At 72.5% G+C, this 16,264-nt stretch carries 9 protein-coding genes; 2 read left to right on the forward strand and 7 right to left on the reverse strand.

The window, feature by feature from the left end:
* Positions 1 to 33: 33 nt before the first annotated feature.
* The 3 genes from ACIA5A_RS22000 to ACIA5A_RS22010 all read right to left on the reverse strand — a co-directional run bounded on the left by ACIA5A_RS22000 (position 34) and on the right by ACIA5A_RS22010 (position 5,706).
* Positions 34 to 3,003, reverse strand: coding sequence for an alpha/beta fold hydrolase (locus ACIA5A_RS22000; protein ID WP_396765305.1), 2,970 nt, complete (start codon positions 3,001 to 3,003; stop codon positions 34 to 36).
* Complete coding sequence (locus ACIA5A_RS22005) at positions 3,000 to 3,416, reverse strand: hypothetical protein (protein ID WP_396765308.1); 417 nt, start codon at positions 3,414 to 3,416, stop codon at positions 3,000 to 3,002. Before ACIA5A_RS22005 ends, ACIA5A_RS22000 begins: the two co-directional genes overlap by 4 nt.
* Positions 3,417 to 3,744: 328 nt before the next feature.
* Complete coding sequence (locus ACIA5A_RS22010) at positions 3,745 to 5,706, reverse strand: penicillin-binding transpeptidase domain-containing protein (protein ID WP_396765311.1); 1,962 nt, start codon at positions 5,704 to 5,706, stop codon at positions 3,745 to 3,747.
* Between the two features lie 288 nt (positions 5,707 to 5,994).
* Between ACIA5A_RS22010 and ACIA5A_RS22015 the strand changes: the two genes are divergently transcribed.
* Positions 5,995 to 11,055 (forward strand): NAD-glutamate dehydrogenase, encoded by a 5,061-nt coding sequence (locus ACIA5A_RS22015; RefSeq protein WP_396765314.1) that lies wholly within the window; start codon positions 5,995 to 5,997, stop codon positions 11,053 to 11,055.
* A gap of 55 nt (positions 11,056 to 11,110) precedes the next feature.
* On the opposite strand, the gene ACIA5A_RS22020 is transcribed toward ACIA5A_RS22015, so the two are convergent.
* Both ACIA5A_RS22020 and ACIA5A_RS22025 read right to left on the reverse strand, forming a co-directional pair.
* A complete protein-coding gene (locus ACIA5A_RS22020; protein ID WP_396765317.1) occupies positions 11,111 to 11,989 on the reverse strand; it encodes a class F sortase in 879 nt (292 codons plus the stop codon).
* Positions 11,976 to 13,067 (reverse strand): hypothetical protein, encoded by a 1,092-nt coding sequence (locus ACIA5A_RS22025; RefSeq protein WP_396765320.1) that lies wholly within the window; start codon positions 13,065 to 13,067, stop codon positions 11,976 to 11,978. Before ACIA5A_RS22025 ends, ACIA5A_RS22020 begins: the two co-directional genes overlap by 14 nt.
* 509 nt (positions 13,068 to 13,576) lie before the next feature.
* Between ACIA5A_RS22025 and ACIA5A_RS22030 the strand changes: the two genes are divergently transcribed.
* Positions 13,577 to 15,379 carry a glycoside hydrolase family 6 protein gene (locus ACIA5A_RS22030; RefSeq protein WP_396765322.1) on the forward strand — a complete coding sequence of 601 codons (1,803 nt, stop codon included), beginning with the start codon at positions 13,577 to 13,579 and terminating at the stop codon, positions 15,377 to 15,379.
* 108 nt (positions 15,380 to 15,487) lie between these two features.
* On the opposite strand, the gene ACIA5A_RS22035 is transcribed toward ACIA5A_RS22030, so the two are convergent.
* On the reverse strand, positions 15,488 to 15,865 hold the full coding sequence (locus ACIA5A_RS22035; protein WP_396765325.1) for a hypothetical protein: 378 nt from the start codon (positions 15,863 to 15,865) through the stop codon (positions 15,488 to 15,490).
* A 66-nt stretch (positions 15,866 to 15,931) separates the two neighbouring features.
* Positions 15,932 to 16,252: a hypothetical protein gene (locus tag ACIA5A_RS22040; RefSeq protein ID WP_181569988.1), complete on the reverse strand. Its 321-nt coding sequence runs from the start codon at positions 16,250 to 16,252 to the stop codon at positions 15,932 to 15,934.
* Positions 16,253 to 16,264: the final 12 nt, after the last annotated feature.

Here is a 16,264-nt window from a genome sequence, read left to right on the forward strand (position 1 = left end):
CTAACCGAGCAGACGTCATGTTCTCCAGTCCGTCTACGCGGCCCCTATCGGTTCGCCCGGGCCGGGCTGGCGGGGCGCCGCGTACGGGGCCAGGCGCGCGAGCGTCTCGCGGGTGGCGACGGTGTCCGGATGCTGCTCGCCGATCGCCCGTTCCCGGTCGGTGAGCAGGTCGGTGAGGACCGCACGGGCCGCGGCGACGTCGTTTCCCTCGATCAGGACCTGGGCGAGCGTCCAGCGCAGCAGCAGCACCTCCGGCCGGACCGCGTCGTCCGGCCGGACACCGGCGAGCGCGGTCCGGAGCTGCCCCCGCGCCTCGTCGATCCGGCCGAGGTCGAACAGGGACCGGGCGAGACTGTGCCGCACCAGGAGCGTCTCCGGTTCCTCCGGCGCCCAGTGCCGGAGCCGGATCGCGAGGATCTCCCGCAGCATCGTCTCGGCCTCCGCGGCCCGGCCCTGCAGGAGCACGGACCGGGCCAGCGTGTGCCGGATGATCATAGTGTCGGAGTGCTCCGGGCCGCGGACCTTGTCCTCGGCCGTCACGATCGACCTCAGTTCCTCCTCCGCCTCGCCCCACCGGTTCAACGCCATGATGGCGCGGGCGAGTTTGTGCCGGCTGGCGAGCGTGTCGGCGTGCTGACCGGTCAGCATCGCCCGCCGGCCCTCGATCACCTCGCGGAGCAGCGTCTCGGCCTCGGCGGGTCGTTGCTGCTCCAGCGCGGCCCGGGCCAGCTCGTGCCGCAACGCGAGGATCTCCAGGTCGGCCGGGCCCATCCCGTACGCCGGGCAGTTCTCGATCACCGGGACGAGCATCTCCTCGGCGGAGCGGGCCAGGCCGGTGGCCAGGAGGTACCGCGCGGTCAGCCGGACCAGTTCGAGCACGGCCAGCACGGTCAGCCGCTCGTACCGGATGCCGTTGCCCCGCAGGTGGTCCCGCGCCAGGCCGATGACGTGCGGGGCGAGCAGGTACCAGCCGTCCCAGTCGGCGGCGGCGTCCGGGTTGAGGTCCCGGACCGCGGCGGTGAGCAGTTGCGCGCAGAGCGCCTGGTATTCGGTGGCCTGCCGGCGCAGCTCCCGGTCGTCCCGCATGATGCCGTGCACCAGGGGGTGCAGCGAGAGGACGTGCTGGAAGTCCTCGATTCGCACGTCGGGCAGTTCGTCCGGGGTGAGCAGGGACAGGTCGGCGAGTCCTTCGAGGACGGTCAGCTGCTGCTGGGCGGTGAACTCGGAGAAGATCGGCGACCGTTTCAGGACCTCCTGGTCCAGCAGCCGGTGGTAGGGGACCGGGCCGACGCTCAGGCAGGCGAGCACCCGCAGCAGGTTGCCGGCCTGGGTGAGACCGCGCCGGGCGAGCAGTTCCAGCGAGATGTCGAAGACCCGCGCGGTGACCCCGAGGCCGGTCAGCTCGTCGAGCTTCGGCGCGCCCGGCGGCAGTTCGAGGCGTTGCTGGAGGGTGACCCGGTAGCTCTCGAAGTCGCGGAGCACCTGCCGGCCCTGGTAGATCTGGGTGGTGTGGACCGACTTCAGGTAGTCGCCCACCGCGCGCAGCGACAGCGGCAGTCCGCCGAGGGCGGCCGACAGGGCGCGGGCCTGCTCGGCGCTGCCGGCCGCGCCGCCGGCCCGGTCCAGCAGCACCAACGCACCCTCCGCGTCGGTGAGCGGTCGTACGGTGTGCCGGCGGGACCAGGCCGGCCAGGTGTTCCGGTCGCCGTCACGGCTGGTGACGATGACGAGGTTCGCCGGGTCCTGGGGCGGGCGTAGCCAGCCGCGACCGTCGGTGAGGTCGTCGTCGACCGGGTCCAGCAGCCGCGGGTCGTCGGCGTTGTCGATGACCAGCACCCAGTGCTCGGCCTTGTCCAGGAAGCGCCAGACCAGATCGGTGGCGCTCGCGTCGCCCGACCAGGCCCGTTCGACCAGGCCGCTCGGGGCGCCGAGGCGGCTGGCCACCTCGCGCATGGTCGAGCTGAGGCGCTGGGCCGAGACCCACCAGACCTGCCAGCCGGCGTTGCTCCGGCGGCGGGCGATCTCCAGCGCCAGGTAGCTCTTCCCGGAGCCGGGCAGTCCGTGCAGGACGTGCACCGACGCGGTCTCGCCGGCGGTGTCCCGGTCGCCGGAGACGATCTCCTCGATCAGCTCCTCCCGCCCGTAGAGCGGGGCGTCCAGGCGGCCGAACGGCGGCTTGATCGAGATGCGTCCGGCCCGGTCCGGCCGGTCGGTCGGCGGGTCCCCGGCGTCGGACCGGACCGGCGTGGCGGGCGTGGCGGTGTCGACCGGCGCCGGTTCGTCGGCGCCGGGCGGGTCGTCGGCCGCCGCGGCGGCCCGGATCTCCTGGCGCAGCGCCAGGTAGCGGGAATCGTCGCGGGTGGTCGGGCGGATCACCGAGAAGTGGTCGCCCTCCACCACCTCGCTCGCGGTGAATGATCCTTTCGCGATGTAGGGCGGGACGATGTTGTCGGACATTCCGGCGTACGTGGAGATCGGCAGCGGCCACTCGTGCGGCCCGGCCTGCCGCGCCTGGAGGACGCCGCGTTGGAGGGCGGCATAGGTCTCGGCGATCTCCTTCGTCAGCGCGCGCAATTCCCGTTCCTGGGGATTGCGGCAGCGAAACGTCATCCGCCGCAGGGAACCGAGGAACTGCGAACCGGAATTGGGGCAGGCGTACATCGCGACCCGCCGGATCCTCGCCAGCTCGTGGCCGCCGCCGCGGGCCAGCGTCCGCACCAGGTACCGCTGGATCGCCAGGCCGCCCTGGCTGTGCGAGACCAGCACGATCCGCGTCGCGGCGCGCACCTCGTGGGCCAGGTAGGTGCCGAGGCGGTCGGCGATGTCGTCCATCTCCGGGATGCGGCGGTCGGGTCGCACCCGGACGACCGTCGAGTCGTACTCGAAGAAGTGGACCCGCACCGAGGGCAGGTCGGGGTCGTCGGCCAGCAGCCGCGCCATCTGCGCCCAGGCACGACGGGAGGAGAAGAGCCCGTGCACGAAGACCACGTCGACGGCGCTCACCGCGGTTCCTCCCGGGGACTCGGCACCGGTGCGGGGGACGGCGTACGCGGGGTGCGGGGCGGATCCGGCTCGGACGCGGTGGCGGCCACGACGTCCACCACCACCCGGGTGCACAGGGTGGCCAACGCCAGGAGCACGCAGACCGTCACCGCAACGCGCAGCACCGGACCGGCCGGCAGCACCTCGGCCAGCGCCAGCACGGACAGCGCCGTGCCGATCACGATGGTCGTCACGATGAAAAGGGAATAGGCCCGCACCCGGGGTCTGGTCCAGAAGAGAACGCCGCCCGGGTCGTCGCGCCGGAGCCGACGGTTCTGCTCGCCGAGCCGCTCCAGGAAACGCGACTCCCAGATCAGGGCGAGCAGGAGAACCGGAAGCACCTGGGCCGCCGTCGCGTAAAGGTCAGGGACCATCGTCGCCCTTTCCGCTGCTGTCACCGGCCGTATCATCCAGTGGCCAGACATTGGTAAGGATCGCACGAATGGGCAAACCCGTCGGGCGTCCGGGTCGGGAGAGAACGCGGATTAGTCGGCGGTCGATTACACGTACCGTGGTGATTTGCCGGCGCAATTACCGCCGGTTTCTGCGGAGAGTGACCGGCGGCCGCGACGGGCCGGCGCAGTCCCGCCGGTGGGACCGGGTGACCGCCCGAGCCCCGGCCCGTGCCGGTGACGTTCCGTCAGGTTTCGAGCGGGCGGCCCGCCCCTCGATCCGGCCACCGTGCGTGACGGGCCGGCGGACTCAGCGCGCGAGGCCGCGCAGGAACCGCTCGGCGATCGGCACCGCGCTGGCCGTGCTGGAGCCGCCCTGCTCGACGAAGACGGCGAAGGCCACGTCGCCCTGCCAACCCACGAACCAGGCGTGGGTGTGCGCCGGGTTGTCGTCGTATTCGGCGGTGCCGGTCTTGCCGTGCACCGGGTCGCCGGGCACGTCCGCCAGCGCGGCCCCGGTGCCGCCGGTGACGACCTGGCGCATCAGGGTCTTCAGCGCCGCCACCGACTCCGGCCTGAGCGCCGGGCCGGCCGGGGCGGGCTTGGCCGGCGCCGGGTCGAGCAACAGCGTGGGCTGCTCGAACCGGCCCCGGGCGACAGCAGCGGTGGCGCCGGCCATGGCCAGCGGGCTGACCACTGTGGTGCCCTGGCCGATCGCGGCCGCCGCCTGCTCGGTGAGCCCGCCGTTCGCGGAGACCTTGCCGGTGAACGCGTCCACCCCCAGATCCCAGCCGGCCTCCAGCCCGAGCGCGCGGCCGGCCTGGGCGAGGCCGTCCGGGCCGAGTCGCGGCGCCAAGGAGGTGAAGGCCGTGTTGCAGGACTTGGCGAAGTCGGTGGCGAACGGCACCGCACCCAGCTCGAAGTTGTCCGAGTTCTTGAAGATCCGGCCGTCGACCTGGGCGGTCTTCGGACAGGCCACCGTGGTCTGCGGGGTCACCGCGCCCGCGTCCAGCAGACGCAGCGCGCTGACCATCTTGAACGTCGAGCCCGGCGGCACCTGGGCGGTGAAGGCGAGGTTCTCGCCGGCCGCGCCGGGGCCGTTCGCGGCCGCCAGCACCGCGCCGTCGCCGACCCGCACGGCGACCAGGGCGGACCGTCGCTTCTCGCCCCGCAACGCCGCGTCGGCGGCGTTCTGGGTGGCCACGTCGAGCGTGGTCCGCACCGGCTGCCCGGCCTTCGGGTCGCTGCGGAACAGCTCGGTGCCGGTCGGCTCGGAGGTGCCCTCGGCGGCGGGGCGTTCGGTGACCACGGTGACGCCGGGGGTGCCGCGCAACCGCTCGTCGTAGCGGCCCTGGAGGCCGCCGTGACCGACCAGGTCGCCGCGGGCGTAGCGGTCCGGGTGGGCCTGGAGGTCGTCGGCCTGGGCCGGGTCGACCGAGCCGAGCAGCGCCCGGGCGAACTCCCGGGTGGGGGCGAGCAGGAGCTTGTCGGACGTGAACCGGGTGCCCGGCAGGTCGTAGATGCGCGGCTTGATCTGCCGGTAGGCCTCGTCGCGCAGCGTCACCACCTCGACGACCGCGTCCCGGTCCGCCGCCTTCAGGCGTTTCGGCAGGTCGCCGAGGTCGACCGGCGGGTCGAGCGCCGGCCGGATCGCCTTGAACGCGGCGTCGAGCCGGCGCACCAGACCCGGCGCGTCGGTGACCTCGGCCGGCGCCACCTGCACCCGGACCACCGGGCGCGGCGCGACGATCGGGTTGCCGGCGGCGTCGAGCACCGCGGCCCGGGGCGCCACCTCCCGACGCAGCGCGAGGTGGTCGTCGGCCTCCAGCTTCTCGTGCACCAGGCTCGGCTCCCAGATCACCTGCCACTCGTCGCCCCCGCCCTTGAGGCGGACCGGGTTGTCGTAGGCCCAGCGGGCACCGCCGGGCAGCGGCCAGGTCACCCGGAACCGGGCGGTGGCGATGTCGCCGGTGGTCGTGATCTCGCCGGTGCGTTCCAGCGTCGGCGGGGTGGCGGCCAGCTCGCCGGAGAGCGCCCGGAGCCGCTCGGTCACCTCGCCGGCCGGCACCCGCCCGCCGGTCGGCTCGACGAAGCCGACCGCCTGCAGGTCGCCCGAGCGCCAGCCGCTGAGGAAGGCGTCGACGGTGCGCTCCGGCCCGTCCTCGCCCGAGCACCCGGTCAGCGCGCCGGCGGCCAGCAGGGCGGCGGCCAGCGCCGCGGTCAACCGGCGGCGGGATTGGCGACGGGGGTGGACGGGGTACGACACGGGCATGAAGGGGTCCCTCCGGTGCGTAGCTGACCTGCACGCTAGTACGGCACGCGGCTCCCCACGGCCCCGCCACCGCCCGCGGCGGGCGGAGAAGGGGCGTGTGGCAGTGTGATGAACATCGCCAGTCGGGGTACTCCGCGACCGGCCGACCACGCACCCGCAACAGGTGAAAGGGCACAGTCCCGATCCGGACGTCCGGCCAGTGGTCCGCCGACCGAGGGGCACAACGGCAGGGCCTAGGCTGGGCGGCAGAGTGACCCACAACGCGGTGGGTCGAGGGGAGTGGCACCGATGGACCGGCGTCCGGCGATCAAACCGGGACCCGATCTCCAGGCTGACACCAGCCGGGACGATGACAGCTTCGATTCGGCGACCGACGGGGACGGTTTCGGCCGTCTCGACACAGGAGTGACCGGCCTGACCGGTTCCAGCATCGACACCCTCTACGACCTGGGTCTGCCCGCGCAGGCGCTGGCCGACGACGTCGAGGACGCCGAGCTGGACGAGCCCGTACCCAACGCGGAGCGACTGGTCGCGCAGGCGGTCGCGCTCGCCGGCGACGACCACGACGCGGCCACGCTGGTGGACCGGTTCTGGCGGTTCGCGCCGGACGAGGAACTGATCGGCTTCACCGCCGAGGAGATGCTGGAGGCGGCCCGGGCACACCGGGACCTGGCCCAGCAACGGGTGCCGGGGGAGCTGAAGCTCCGGATCCACGAGCCGGACGCGGAGCAGCACCACACCGTCGTCGAGATCGTCACCGACGACATGCCGTTCCTGGTCGACTCGGTCACCGCGCTGCTGAACTCCCGGCACCTCGACGTGCACCTGCTGGTGCACCCGCTGGTGGTGGTCCGGCGTGAGCCGCTGGGCCGGCTCACCGAGGTCTCCGCCGACGTGGAGCCGGACGACGCGATCGCCGGCGACCTGGTCGAGAGCTGGATGCGGATCGAGATCGACCCGGTCCGCGACCCGGCCGAGCGGGAGACGGTGCGCCGCGAGTTGCAGCGGGTGCTGACCGACGTGCGCGAGGCCGTGGAGGACTGGCCCAAGATGCGGCAGCGGGCGCTGGCGCTCGCCGACGAGCTGGCCGCCGCGCGCACCTCGGACAGCCGCCCGCCGGTGCCGGAGAAGGACATCACCGACTCGGTGGAGCTGCTGCGCTGGCTCGCGCACGACCACTTCACGTTCCTCGGCTACCGGGAGTACCGGCTGGTCGACACGGACGGGGTGGACGGCGGGCAGGCGCTGGAGGCGGTCCTCGGCACCGGGCTGGGCATCCTGCGGTCCGACTCGCCGGAGGCGCGGTCGCTCAACTCGATGACGCCCGAGGCGCACGAGCGGGTGCTGGAGAAGCGCCTGCTCATCATCACCAAGGCCAACTCCCGGGCCACCGTGCACCGGTCGGCCTACCTCGACTACATCGGCTTCAAGATCTTCAACGAGGCCGGCCAGGTGGTCGGGGAGCGTCGCTTCCTGGGCCTGTTCTCCACCGCCGCCTACCGGACCAGCGTGCAGGAGCTGCCGGTGGTCCGCCGCAAGGTCGCCGAGGTGCTGGACCGCTCCGGCCTGAGCCTGCGCAGCCACTCCGGCAAGGACCTGCTGCAGATCCTGGAGACCTACCCGCGCGACGAGCTGTTCCAGATCAAGACCGACGACCTCTACCACGCGGTGATCGGCGTGCTGCGCATGGCCGGCCGCCGGCAGCTCCGGGTCTTCCTGCGCCGGGACGCGTACGGGCGGTTCATCTCCTGCCTGATCTACCTGCCCCGGGACCGGTTCACCACGCAGAACCGGCTGCGCATGCAGGACATCCTGCTGCGCGAGCTGAACGGCGTCGGGGTCGACTACACCACCCGGGTCACCGAGTCGATGCTGGCCCGGGTGCACTTCATCGTCCGCACCGACCCGAACAACCCGCCCGGCGAGATCGACGCCGACCTGCTGGCCGAGGAGCTGGCCGACGCGACCCGGCTCTGGGACGACGACTACCGGCTGGTGCTGGAGCGCAAGCTCGGCGACGAGCAGGCCAAGCACCTGTTCGGCCGCTACGCCGACGCGTTCCCGGAGGGCTACAAGGACGGGCACACGCCGTACGAGGCGATGAAGGACCTGGCCAAGCTGGAGCTGCTGGAGGAGCCCGGCCAGCTCGAGATGCACCTGTTCCGCAAGCAGTTGGCCCCGCGCGCCTACTCGGGCCGGGCGAACGACGCCGACGAGTCGATGGACGTGCGGTTCAAGGTCTACCGCTACGGCGAGCCGATGATGCTCTCGGCCGTGCTGCCGGTGCTGCACTCGCTCGGCGTGAAGGTGGTCGACGAGCACCCGTACGAGGTGGAGCGCGTCGACGGCCGGATCTGGCTCTACGACTTCGGCCTGGAGCTGCCCGAGCGGCACCAGGACCTGGCCGAGGTGCGGCCGCACGTGGAGAACGCGTTCGCCGCCGCCTGGCGGGGCGAGGCCGAGGTGGACGGCTTCAACGAGCTGGTGCTGCGCACCGGGCTCACCTGGCGACAGGTGGTGGTGCTGCGGGCGTACGCGAAGTACCTGCGGCAGGCCGGCACCGTGTTCTCCCAGGAGTACATGGAGCAGACGTTCATCGCGTACCCGCGCATCGCCGGGCTGCTGGTGCAGCTCTTCGAGACCCGGTTCGCGCCCGGCGCGACCACGCTCGACGAGCGCCGGCAGCGCAGCGGCGAGCTGGTCGACGCGATCGGCGAGTCGCTGGACGAGGTCGCCAGCCTCGACCAGGACCGCATCCTGCGGGCCTACCTGACGCTGATCCAGGCCACGCTGCGCACCAGCTTCTACCAGAAGCCGGTGGGCGGGCGGCCCAAGCCGTACGTGGCGTTCAAGCTGGACCCGCAGGCGATCCCGGACCTGCCGGCGCCGCGGCCCAAGTTCGAGATCTTCGTCTACTCGCCCCGGTTCGAGGGCGTGCACCTGCGGTTCGGGCCGGTGGCCCGGGGCGGCCTGCGCTGGTCCGACCGGCGCGAGGACTTCCGCACCGAGGTGCTGGGCCTGGTCAAGGCGCAGATGGTGAAGAACGCGGTGATCGTGCCGGTCGGCGCCAAGGGCGGCTTCGTGCTCAAGCAGAAGCCGGGCGACCGGGACGAGGCGGTGGTCTGCTACAAGGAGTTCATCTCCGCGCTGCTCGACGTCACCGACAACATCGTCAGCGGCGAGATCGTGCCGCCCGACGACGTGGTCCGGCACGACGCCGACGACCCCTACCTGGTGGTGGCGGCGGACAAGGGCACCGCGACGTTCTCCGACATCGCCAACGAGATCTCCACCGCCCACAACTTCTGGCTGGGCGACGCCTTCGCCTCCGGCGGCTCGGCCGGCTACGACCACAAGAAGATGGGCATCACCGCCCGCGGCGCCTGGGAGTCGGTGAAGCGGCACTTCCGGGAGCTGGGGCACGACACCCAGACCGAGGACTTCACCGTGGTCGGCGTCGGCGACATGTCCGGCGACGTGTTCGGCAACGGGATGCTGCTGTCGAAGCACATCCGGCTGCTGGCCGCGTTCGACCACCGGCACATCTTCCTGGACCCGGACCCGGACGCGGCCCGCTCCTGGGACGAGCGCAAGCGGCTGTTCGACATGCCCCGGTCGTCGTGGGAGGACTACGACCCGGAGCTGATCTCGGCCGGCGGCGGCATCTTCCCGCGTACCGCGAAATCGGTGCCGATCACGCCGCAGGTGCGCGCGGTGCTCGACCTCGACGACGACGTCACGCAGCTCAGTCCGCAGGAGCTGATGAAGGCGATCGTCACCGCGCCGGTGGACCTGTTCTGGAACGGCGGCATCGGCACCTACGTCAAGGCGTCGACGCAGACCAACGCCGAGGTCGGGGACAAGTCCAACGACGCCATCCGGGTGGACGGCAAGGGCCTGCGGTGCCGGGTGGTCGGCGAGGGCGGCAACCTGGGCTTCACCCAGCAGGGCCGGATCGAGTACGCCGCGACCGGCGGCCGCATCTACACCGACTTCATCGACAACGCGGCCGGGGTGGACTGCTCGGACCACGAGGTGAACATCAAGATCCTGCTCAACACGGCGGTCGCCGACGGGGAGCTGGACCGGCCCGAGCGCGACGAGCTGCTGGCCCAGATGACCGACGAGGTCGCCGAGCTGGTGCTGCGGGACAACTACGACCAGGCCCGGGCGCTCAACAACGCCCAGGCGCAGGCCGCGTCGCTGCTCCCGGTGCACCGCCGGATGATCAGCGAGCTGGAGCGGTCCGGCGCGCTGGACCGGGCGCTGGAGGCGCTGCCGCCGGACGAGGAGCTGGCGGTCCGCACCGAGAGCGGGCTGACCGCGCCGGAGTTCGCGGTGCTGCTCGCGTACGTGAAGATCGTGCTGGAACGGGAGATCGTCAGCGAGGGGCTGGCGGACGAGGAGTGGACGACCGACGTCCTGGTCAACTACTTCCCGACCCCGTTGCGGCAGCGCTTCGCCGAGCGGATGGGGCGGCACCGACTGCGCCGGGACATCGTCACCACGGTGCTGGTCAACGAGGCGATCAACCGGGGCGGCATCTCGTTCGTGTTCCGGGTGGTCGAGGAGACGGCCGCCTCGGCGGCGGACGTGCTGCGGGCGTACGTGGTGGTCCGTGAGGTGTTCGAGCTGGGCGACCTGTGGAACGCGGTCGGGGCGCTGGACAACAAGGTCTCGCCCGAGCTGCAGACCGCCGTCTACCTGGACACCCGGCGGCTGCTGGACCGCGCGGTGCGCTGGCTGGTCACCAACAGGCGTTCGCCGATCGACGTGCCGGCGGAGATCGCCCGGCTGCGGGACGGCGTGGCCCGGCTCATGCCGGACCTGGAGCACCTGTTCTGGGGCACCGAGCGGGAGGCGATCGCGGCGCACATCGAGTCGCTCGTCGGCAAGGGGCTGCCGCGTGAGCTGGCCGTGCAGGCGACCCGCCTGATGTACAGCTTCGGCCTGCTCGACATCGTCGAGACGGCGCAGACGACCGGGCGGGAGGTGAGCGAGGTGGCCTCGGTCTACTTCGTGCTCTCCGACCGGTTCCGGGTGGACGCGCTGCTGTCGAAGATCTCCCTGCTGCCGCGGGAGGACCGCTGGCAGACGCTGGCCCGGATGGCGCTGCGCTACGACCTGTACGCCGCGCTGGCCGCGCTCACCGCGGAGGTGCTGGGGTCCACCTCGGACAGCCTCCCGCCGGCGGAGCGGGTGCAGGAGTGGGAGCAGGCGAACGCCACCTCGATCCACCGGGCGCACCGGGCGATGGGGGAGTTCGACGAGTCCCGTGCCGACCTCTCCGCGTTGTCGGTGCTGCTGCGGCAGATCCGTACGCTGGTCCGGACCTCGGCGGCGGCCTGACGGTTGTCGCGCGCGCGTGGCCCGGTGGTCGGACGATCGACCGCCGGGCCACGGGTCACGCGGTCATCCGCGCGTAGACCACGATGTTGTTCAGGTAGCTGCCGGCGGTCCGGTCGAACACCCCGCCGCAGGTGACCACGCGCAGGCCGGGTACGCCTGACGGCCCGTAGACCTGCTCCGCCGGGAACGCGGTCTTCGGGTACGACCGGACCTCGTCCACGGTGAACGTGGCGGTCGAGCCGTCCTGCCGGGTGACGGTGATGACGTCGCCCCGCACCAGCGCGCCGAGGTTGAAGAAGACCGCCGGGCCGAGCTTGGCGGAGTCGACGTGCCCGACCACCACCGCGTTGCCGACCTCGCCGGGGCTGGCGCCGGGCGAGTACCAGCCCGCCTTCATGGCCTGGTCCAGTGGCGGCACCTGCACCGTGCCGTCCGGGTTGGTGCCGAGCGTCATGATCTCGGCGCGTACCCCGATCCGGGGGATCGTGATGGTGGTGGGCGCCGACCGGGGCAGCCCGGCCGGCACGCCCGCCGGCGCGGTCCCGGCCGGTGCCGGCGGCACGACGCCGGGCGGCGTGCCCGGCACGGTCGACGTCCCCGGTGGGGCGGGGGCGGGGGTGCCGGTGGCGCCCGCCGGCGGGATCCACGCGCCGTCCGGCGGCACCGCCGGCGCGCCGGCGGCGGTGGGCGACGGGAGGTCCCACGGCGTGGCGGACCCGGCCCCGGCGTCCGGGTCGGTGGTCTCCGCCGCGTTCTCCGGAGCGGCCTGCGCGATCGGCTGCGGCGGGGTGGGCGGCTCGACGGTGCGCACGGACGCGCCGACCAGGCCGGAGCCCACCATGGCGAGCAGGACGACGAGCGCCGCGCCGGCGGCACGCCACGGTCTCCCGCGACGGCCGCCGGCCCGGTTCGTCGTCCGGTCAGGCCAGGTCACCGGCCCGCCGCCGGCGCAGCAGCACCAGCCCACCCAGCGCGGCGGCACCGATCATGCCGGCGCCCCCGGTGGCGAGACCGCGGTCCAGGCCGGTGGTGGCCGTCCCGCCGTCACCGCCGTCGACCCCACCGTGCGGGAGGACCACCAGCTCGCCCTCGCCGCAGGAGCCCCGCAGCTCGTACCGCCCCGGGTGGACGTCCTCGGAGACCCGGGCCTCGCCGTAGTAGACGAAGTCCTTCCCGTGCTCCCAGCCGGCCTCGTCACCGGAGCCGTGCTCGTCGCCGCCCTGCCAGGCGTCGCCGCCCTGCCACTCGGCGCCGTGCTCGTCCTTGCCGTCCTTGCCGTGCTCGTCCTTGGCCTCGGGACCCCTGCCGTGCTCGTCCTTGGCCTCGGGGGCCTTGCCGTGCCCGTCCTTGTCGTCCGGGCCGTGCCCGTCCTTGCCGTCCTTGCCGTGTTCGTCGTCGGCCCAGTTCGCGGCGTCCCAGCCCGGCTCGGCGGCCTGGCTGTACTCCTCCGGGACCTGACCGGGGGCGTCGGCGGCCGCGCCGGCGCCCGTGCCGCCCGGCTGCGGCGCGTCGGCCGGAGGCTGCGGCATCCCCGCCTCGCCCGGTCCGTGCCCGTCCTTGCCCTGGTCGCCCTTGCCCTCGGGGGCCTTGCCGCCCTCGGGGCCCTTGCCGTGCTCGTCCTTGCCCTGGTCGTCCTTGCCGTCCGGGCCCTTGCCGTGGTCGTCGCCGTGGGCGTCCTTGCCGTCGGGGCCCTGGTCGGCGTCCTGCCCCCAGTCACCACCACGGTCGGTCCAGTCGGCGCCGTCGGCCCAGTCACCGTGCTCGCCGTCGCGGGCCGGGTGCAGGTCGACCTTGCCGGTGACCTTCGACCAGACGTAGGCGTGCTCCTGCGGCTCGGAGCAGATCTGGAGCAGTTCGACGGTGTCGCCCGCCTTGACCACGTGCGGCTTGGCGATGACCTTGCCCTCGTCGTCGTGCCCGCCCGCGTAGGCCATCCCTGGGGTGAACACGAGAAGGCCCGCACCGCCGAGGGCGGCACCCGCGACGACCTTCCCGAGCATCTTCTTAGCCATGAGCAGCGTCACTCCATCCCTGTTCGTCCTGAGCCCGACGTCAGTCGAGCTACCGCCGACGTTAGACCTATTCGCGAGCTATTCGGGGAAAGATTCGTTTTTAGGAGTTTGCCGATGATGTGGCTTTCGCGCGTGCGGAGCGCCGCCGCGCCCCGTCTGTGCCCCCGGCGATCGCGGTGCGCCGGGTGGGGCCACGATGCGAGGTAGGGTCGGCGTGAGGCACATCGAGCCATTGCCATGGAAGCGCTCCCATGCAAGAATCGCTGCACGCGGTTCGGGGAGCCACACCGCGAGCTCAGGCGTCGAGGGCAACCGGTACCCACCGGACGACGTCCGCTCCAACGGCCGGTCCTGCGGACCGGTCGGCACCACCACCCCCTGCACGCCCGTCCGGGTCGGGCGTCCCCCGAAGCAACCCGTGGCGCGCACGGTCGATCCCGCAGGGCGACCGCCGCCGCCATTCCGCCGGGTCGTACGCGGATCCGGTCTCGCCCAAGGAGATCAGTGGCATGAATCTGTGGAGAAGGCTGTCCGGCCGGAGCCGGACGCTCGCGCTCACCGGCGCCGGCGTCCTCGTGGCCGGCGGGCTGGTGACCCTTCCGGTCACCGCGGCGCAGGCCGCGACGCAGTGCAGCGTGGACTACACCACCAACGACTGGGCCGGCGGCTTCACCGCCACCGTGGTCATCAAGAACCTCGGTGACCCGGTCAGCTCGTGGAACCTCGGCTTCACCTTCGGGAACAGCAGCCAGCGCGTGCAGCAGGGCTGGTCGGCGAAGTGGACCCAGAGCGGCCAGAACGTCACCGCGCAGAACGAGTCCTACAACGGCTCGCTGGGCACCGGCGCCAGCACCAGCATCGGGTTCAACGGCGCCTGGAGCGGCAGCAACCCGAAGCCGACCCAGTTCACCCTCAACGGCACGGTCTGCAACGGCGGCACGCCGCCCACCAGCACCCCGCCGACCAGCACGCCGCCGACGAGCACCCCGCCGACGAGCACGCCCCCCACCAGCACCCCGCCCACCAGCACGCCGCCGACCAGCACCCCGCCGGGGCAGAAGGTCGACAACCCGTACGCCGGGGTCAAGGGCTACGTGAACCCGGAGTGGAAGGCCAAGGCCGAGTCGGTGGCCGGCGGCAACCGGGTGTCGAACAACCCGACCGCGGTCTGGCTGGACCGGATCGCCGCCATCAACGGCACCACGGGCAGCAGCTCCAACGGCTCGATGGGCGTCCGTGACCACCTGGACGCCGCGCTCGCCCAGGGCGCCGGCTACATCCAGTTCGTGATCTACAACCTGCCCGGCCGGGACTGTGCCGCGCTCGCCTCCAACGGTGAGCTGGGCCCGGACGAGCTGCCGCGCTACAAGTCCGAGTACATCGACCCGATCGCCGCGATCCAGGCCGACGCGAAGTACAAGAACCTGCGGATCGTCAACATCATCGAGATCGACTCGCTGCCCAACCTGACCACCAACACCTCGGGTCAGCCGGGCGGCACCGCGATGTGCGACACGGTCAAGGCCAACGGGGCGTACGTCAACGGCGTGGGCTACGCCCTCGCCAAGCTCGGCGCGATCGGCAACGTCTACAACTACATCGACGCCGCGCACCACGGCTGGATCGGCTGGGACAGCAACTTCGGCCCGGTCGCCGACCAGCTCAAGGCCGCCGCCGTCGCCTCCGGCAGCACCGTGCGCAACGTGCACGGCTTCATCGTCAACACGGCGAACTACTCCGCGCTCAAGGAGCCGTACATCAAGATCACCGACTCGGTGAACGGCCAGACCGTGCGGCAGGCCAAGTGGATCGACTGGAACCAGTACGTCGACGAGCTGTCCTTCGCCCAGGCGTTCCGACAGAAGCTGGTCTCGATCGGCTTCGACAGCAACATCGGCATGCTGATCGACACCTCCCGCAACGGTTGGGGCGGCTCGGCGCGTCCGACCGGTCCCGGCCCGCTGACCTCGGTCGACGCCTACGTCAACGGTGGTCGGGTGGACCGTCGGATCCACGCCGGCAACTGGTGCAACCAGGCCGGCGCGGGCCTCGGCGAGCGGCCGAAGGCCAACCCGGAGCCGGGCATCGACGCCTACGTCTGGGTGAAGCCCCCGGGTGAGTCGGACGGCTCCAGCAAGGAGATCCCGAACAACGAGGGCAAGGGCTTCGACCGGATGTGCGACCCGACGTACACCGGCAACGCCCGCAACGGGAACAGCCTGTCCGGCGCCCTGCCGGACGCGCCGATCTCCGGCGCGTGGTTCGCGGCTCAGTTCGCGCAGCTGATGCAGAACGCCTACCCGGCGCTCTGAGTCGCGGTCGGACCACCCGCCGCGGCGGGAGTGAGGCACCGCCGCGCGGGTTTCCCCGGGCCCCTGGTCGACGCCCACGTCGACCAGGGGCCCCCGCCCGTCCCCGGGTCAGGGCACCGTCTTCTCGATCGCCGCGCGGCCCAGCTCGGCCAGGTCCCGACGGGCCCGCTCCAGGTTCTCCGGGGTCACGTCCTGACCACGGGCCCGCACCAGGTCCTCCGGCTCCCAGGGCTGCTCGGCGCCGGTACGGATGTTGTCGCCGCCCGCGCCGGTGCCGGTGCCGGTCGCGCCGGTGCCGGCCGCGTACGGGTCGCCGAGGAGGTCCGGCGACCCGGTGTCGGCCACCGCGCCGTCCGGCTCGGCGAACGTGGGGTTGTCCGGGTCGGCGCCGCCGGCACGTAGCTGCGACACCGTGCTGTCGTCGTCCACCGCCGCGGCCACCTCGGGGGTCTCCTCCAGCGGTCGTCCGGGGTCACGATCGGTCATGCTGCTGCCTCCTGTCCCCATGCCTGATCCCCCCGGCGTACCCCCTGCCGGGCCGGCCATGCCGGGTCAGGACTCGTCGGACCGCGCCACCGGCGCCTCCGTCGGCCGCAGCCGCTGCCAGAGCAGCATGAGCAGCCCGAAGACCAGCATCACCGCGCCCGCCCACAGGTTGATCCGGACGCCCTGCGCCTTGTCGATCTCGGCGGACGAGTCGAAGAGCCCCATCAGCCCGACGATCAGCCCGTACGCGACGAACAGCCCGCCGATCACCCGCCTGATGTCGAACAGCCGGGCCGCGGCCGAACTCGCCTCCCGGGCGTCCTCGGTCTCGTCGACCAGCGGGTCGTGCGCCTCGCCGTCCTGGTAGCGGTCCGCGTTGTCTGCCATGACCTGGGTCCC

The organism is Micromonospora sp. NPDC051300 (assembly GCF_044455315.1).
GTDB lineage: Bacteria > Actinomycetota > Actinomycetes > Mycobacteriales > Micromonosporaceae > Micromonospora > Micromonospora robiginosa.

Bases quoted from the DNA above. Each gene is read 5' to 3' on its own strand.
- ACIA5A_RS22005 (WP_396765308.1), bottom strand. From the start codon at position 3,416: ATGGTCCCTGACCTTTACGCGACGGCGGCCCAGGTGCTTCCGGTTCTC.
- ACIA5A_RS22010 (WP_396765311.1), bottom strand. From the start codon at position 5,706: ATGCCCGTGTCGTACCCCGTCCACCCCCGTCGCCAATCCCGCCGCCGG.
- ACIA5A_RS22015 (WP_396765314.1), top strand. From the start codon at position 5,995: ATGGACCGGCGTCCGGCGATCAAACCGGGACCCGATCTCCAGGCTGAC.
- ACIA5A_RS22025 (WP_396765320.1), bottom strand. From the start codon at position 13,067: ATGGCTAAGAAGATGCTCGGGAAGGTCGTCGCGGGTGCCGCCCTCGGC.
- ACIA5A_RS22030 (WP_396765322.1), top strand. From the start codon at position 13,577: ATGAATCTGTGGAGAAGGCTGTCCGGCCGGAGCCGGACGCTCGCGCTC.
- ACIA5A_RS22035 (WP_396765325.1), bottom strand. From the start codon at position 15,865: ATGACCGATCGTGACCCCGGACGACCGCTGGAGGAGACCCCCGAGGTG.
- ACIA5A_RS22040 (WP_181569988.1), bottom strand. From the start codon at position 16,252: ATGGCAGACAACGCGGACCGCTACCAGGACGGCGAGGCGCACGACCCG.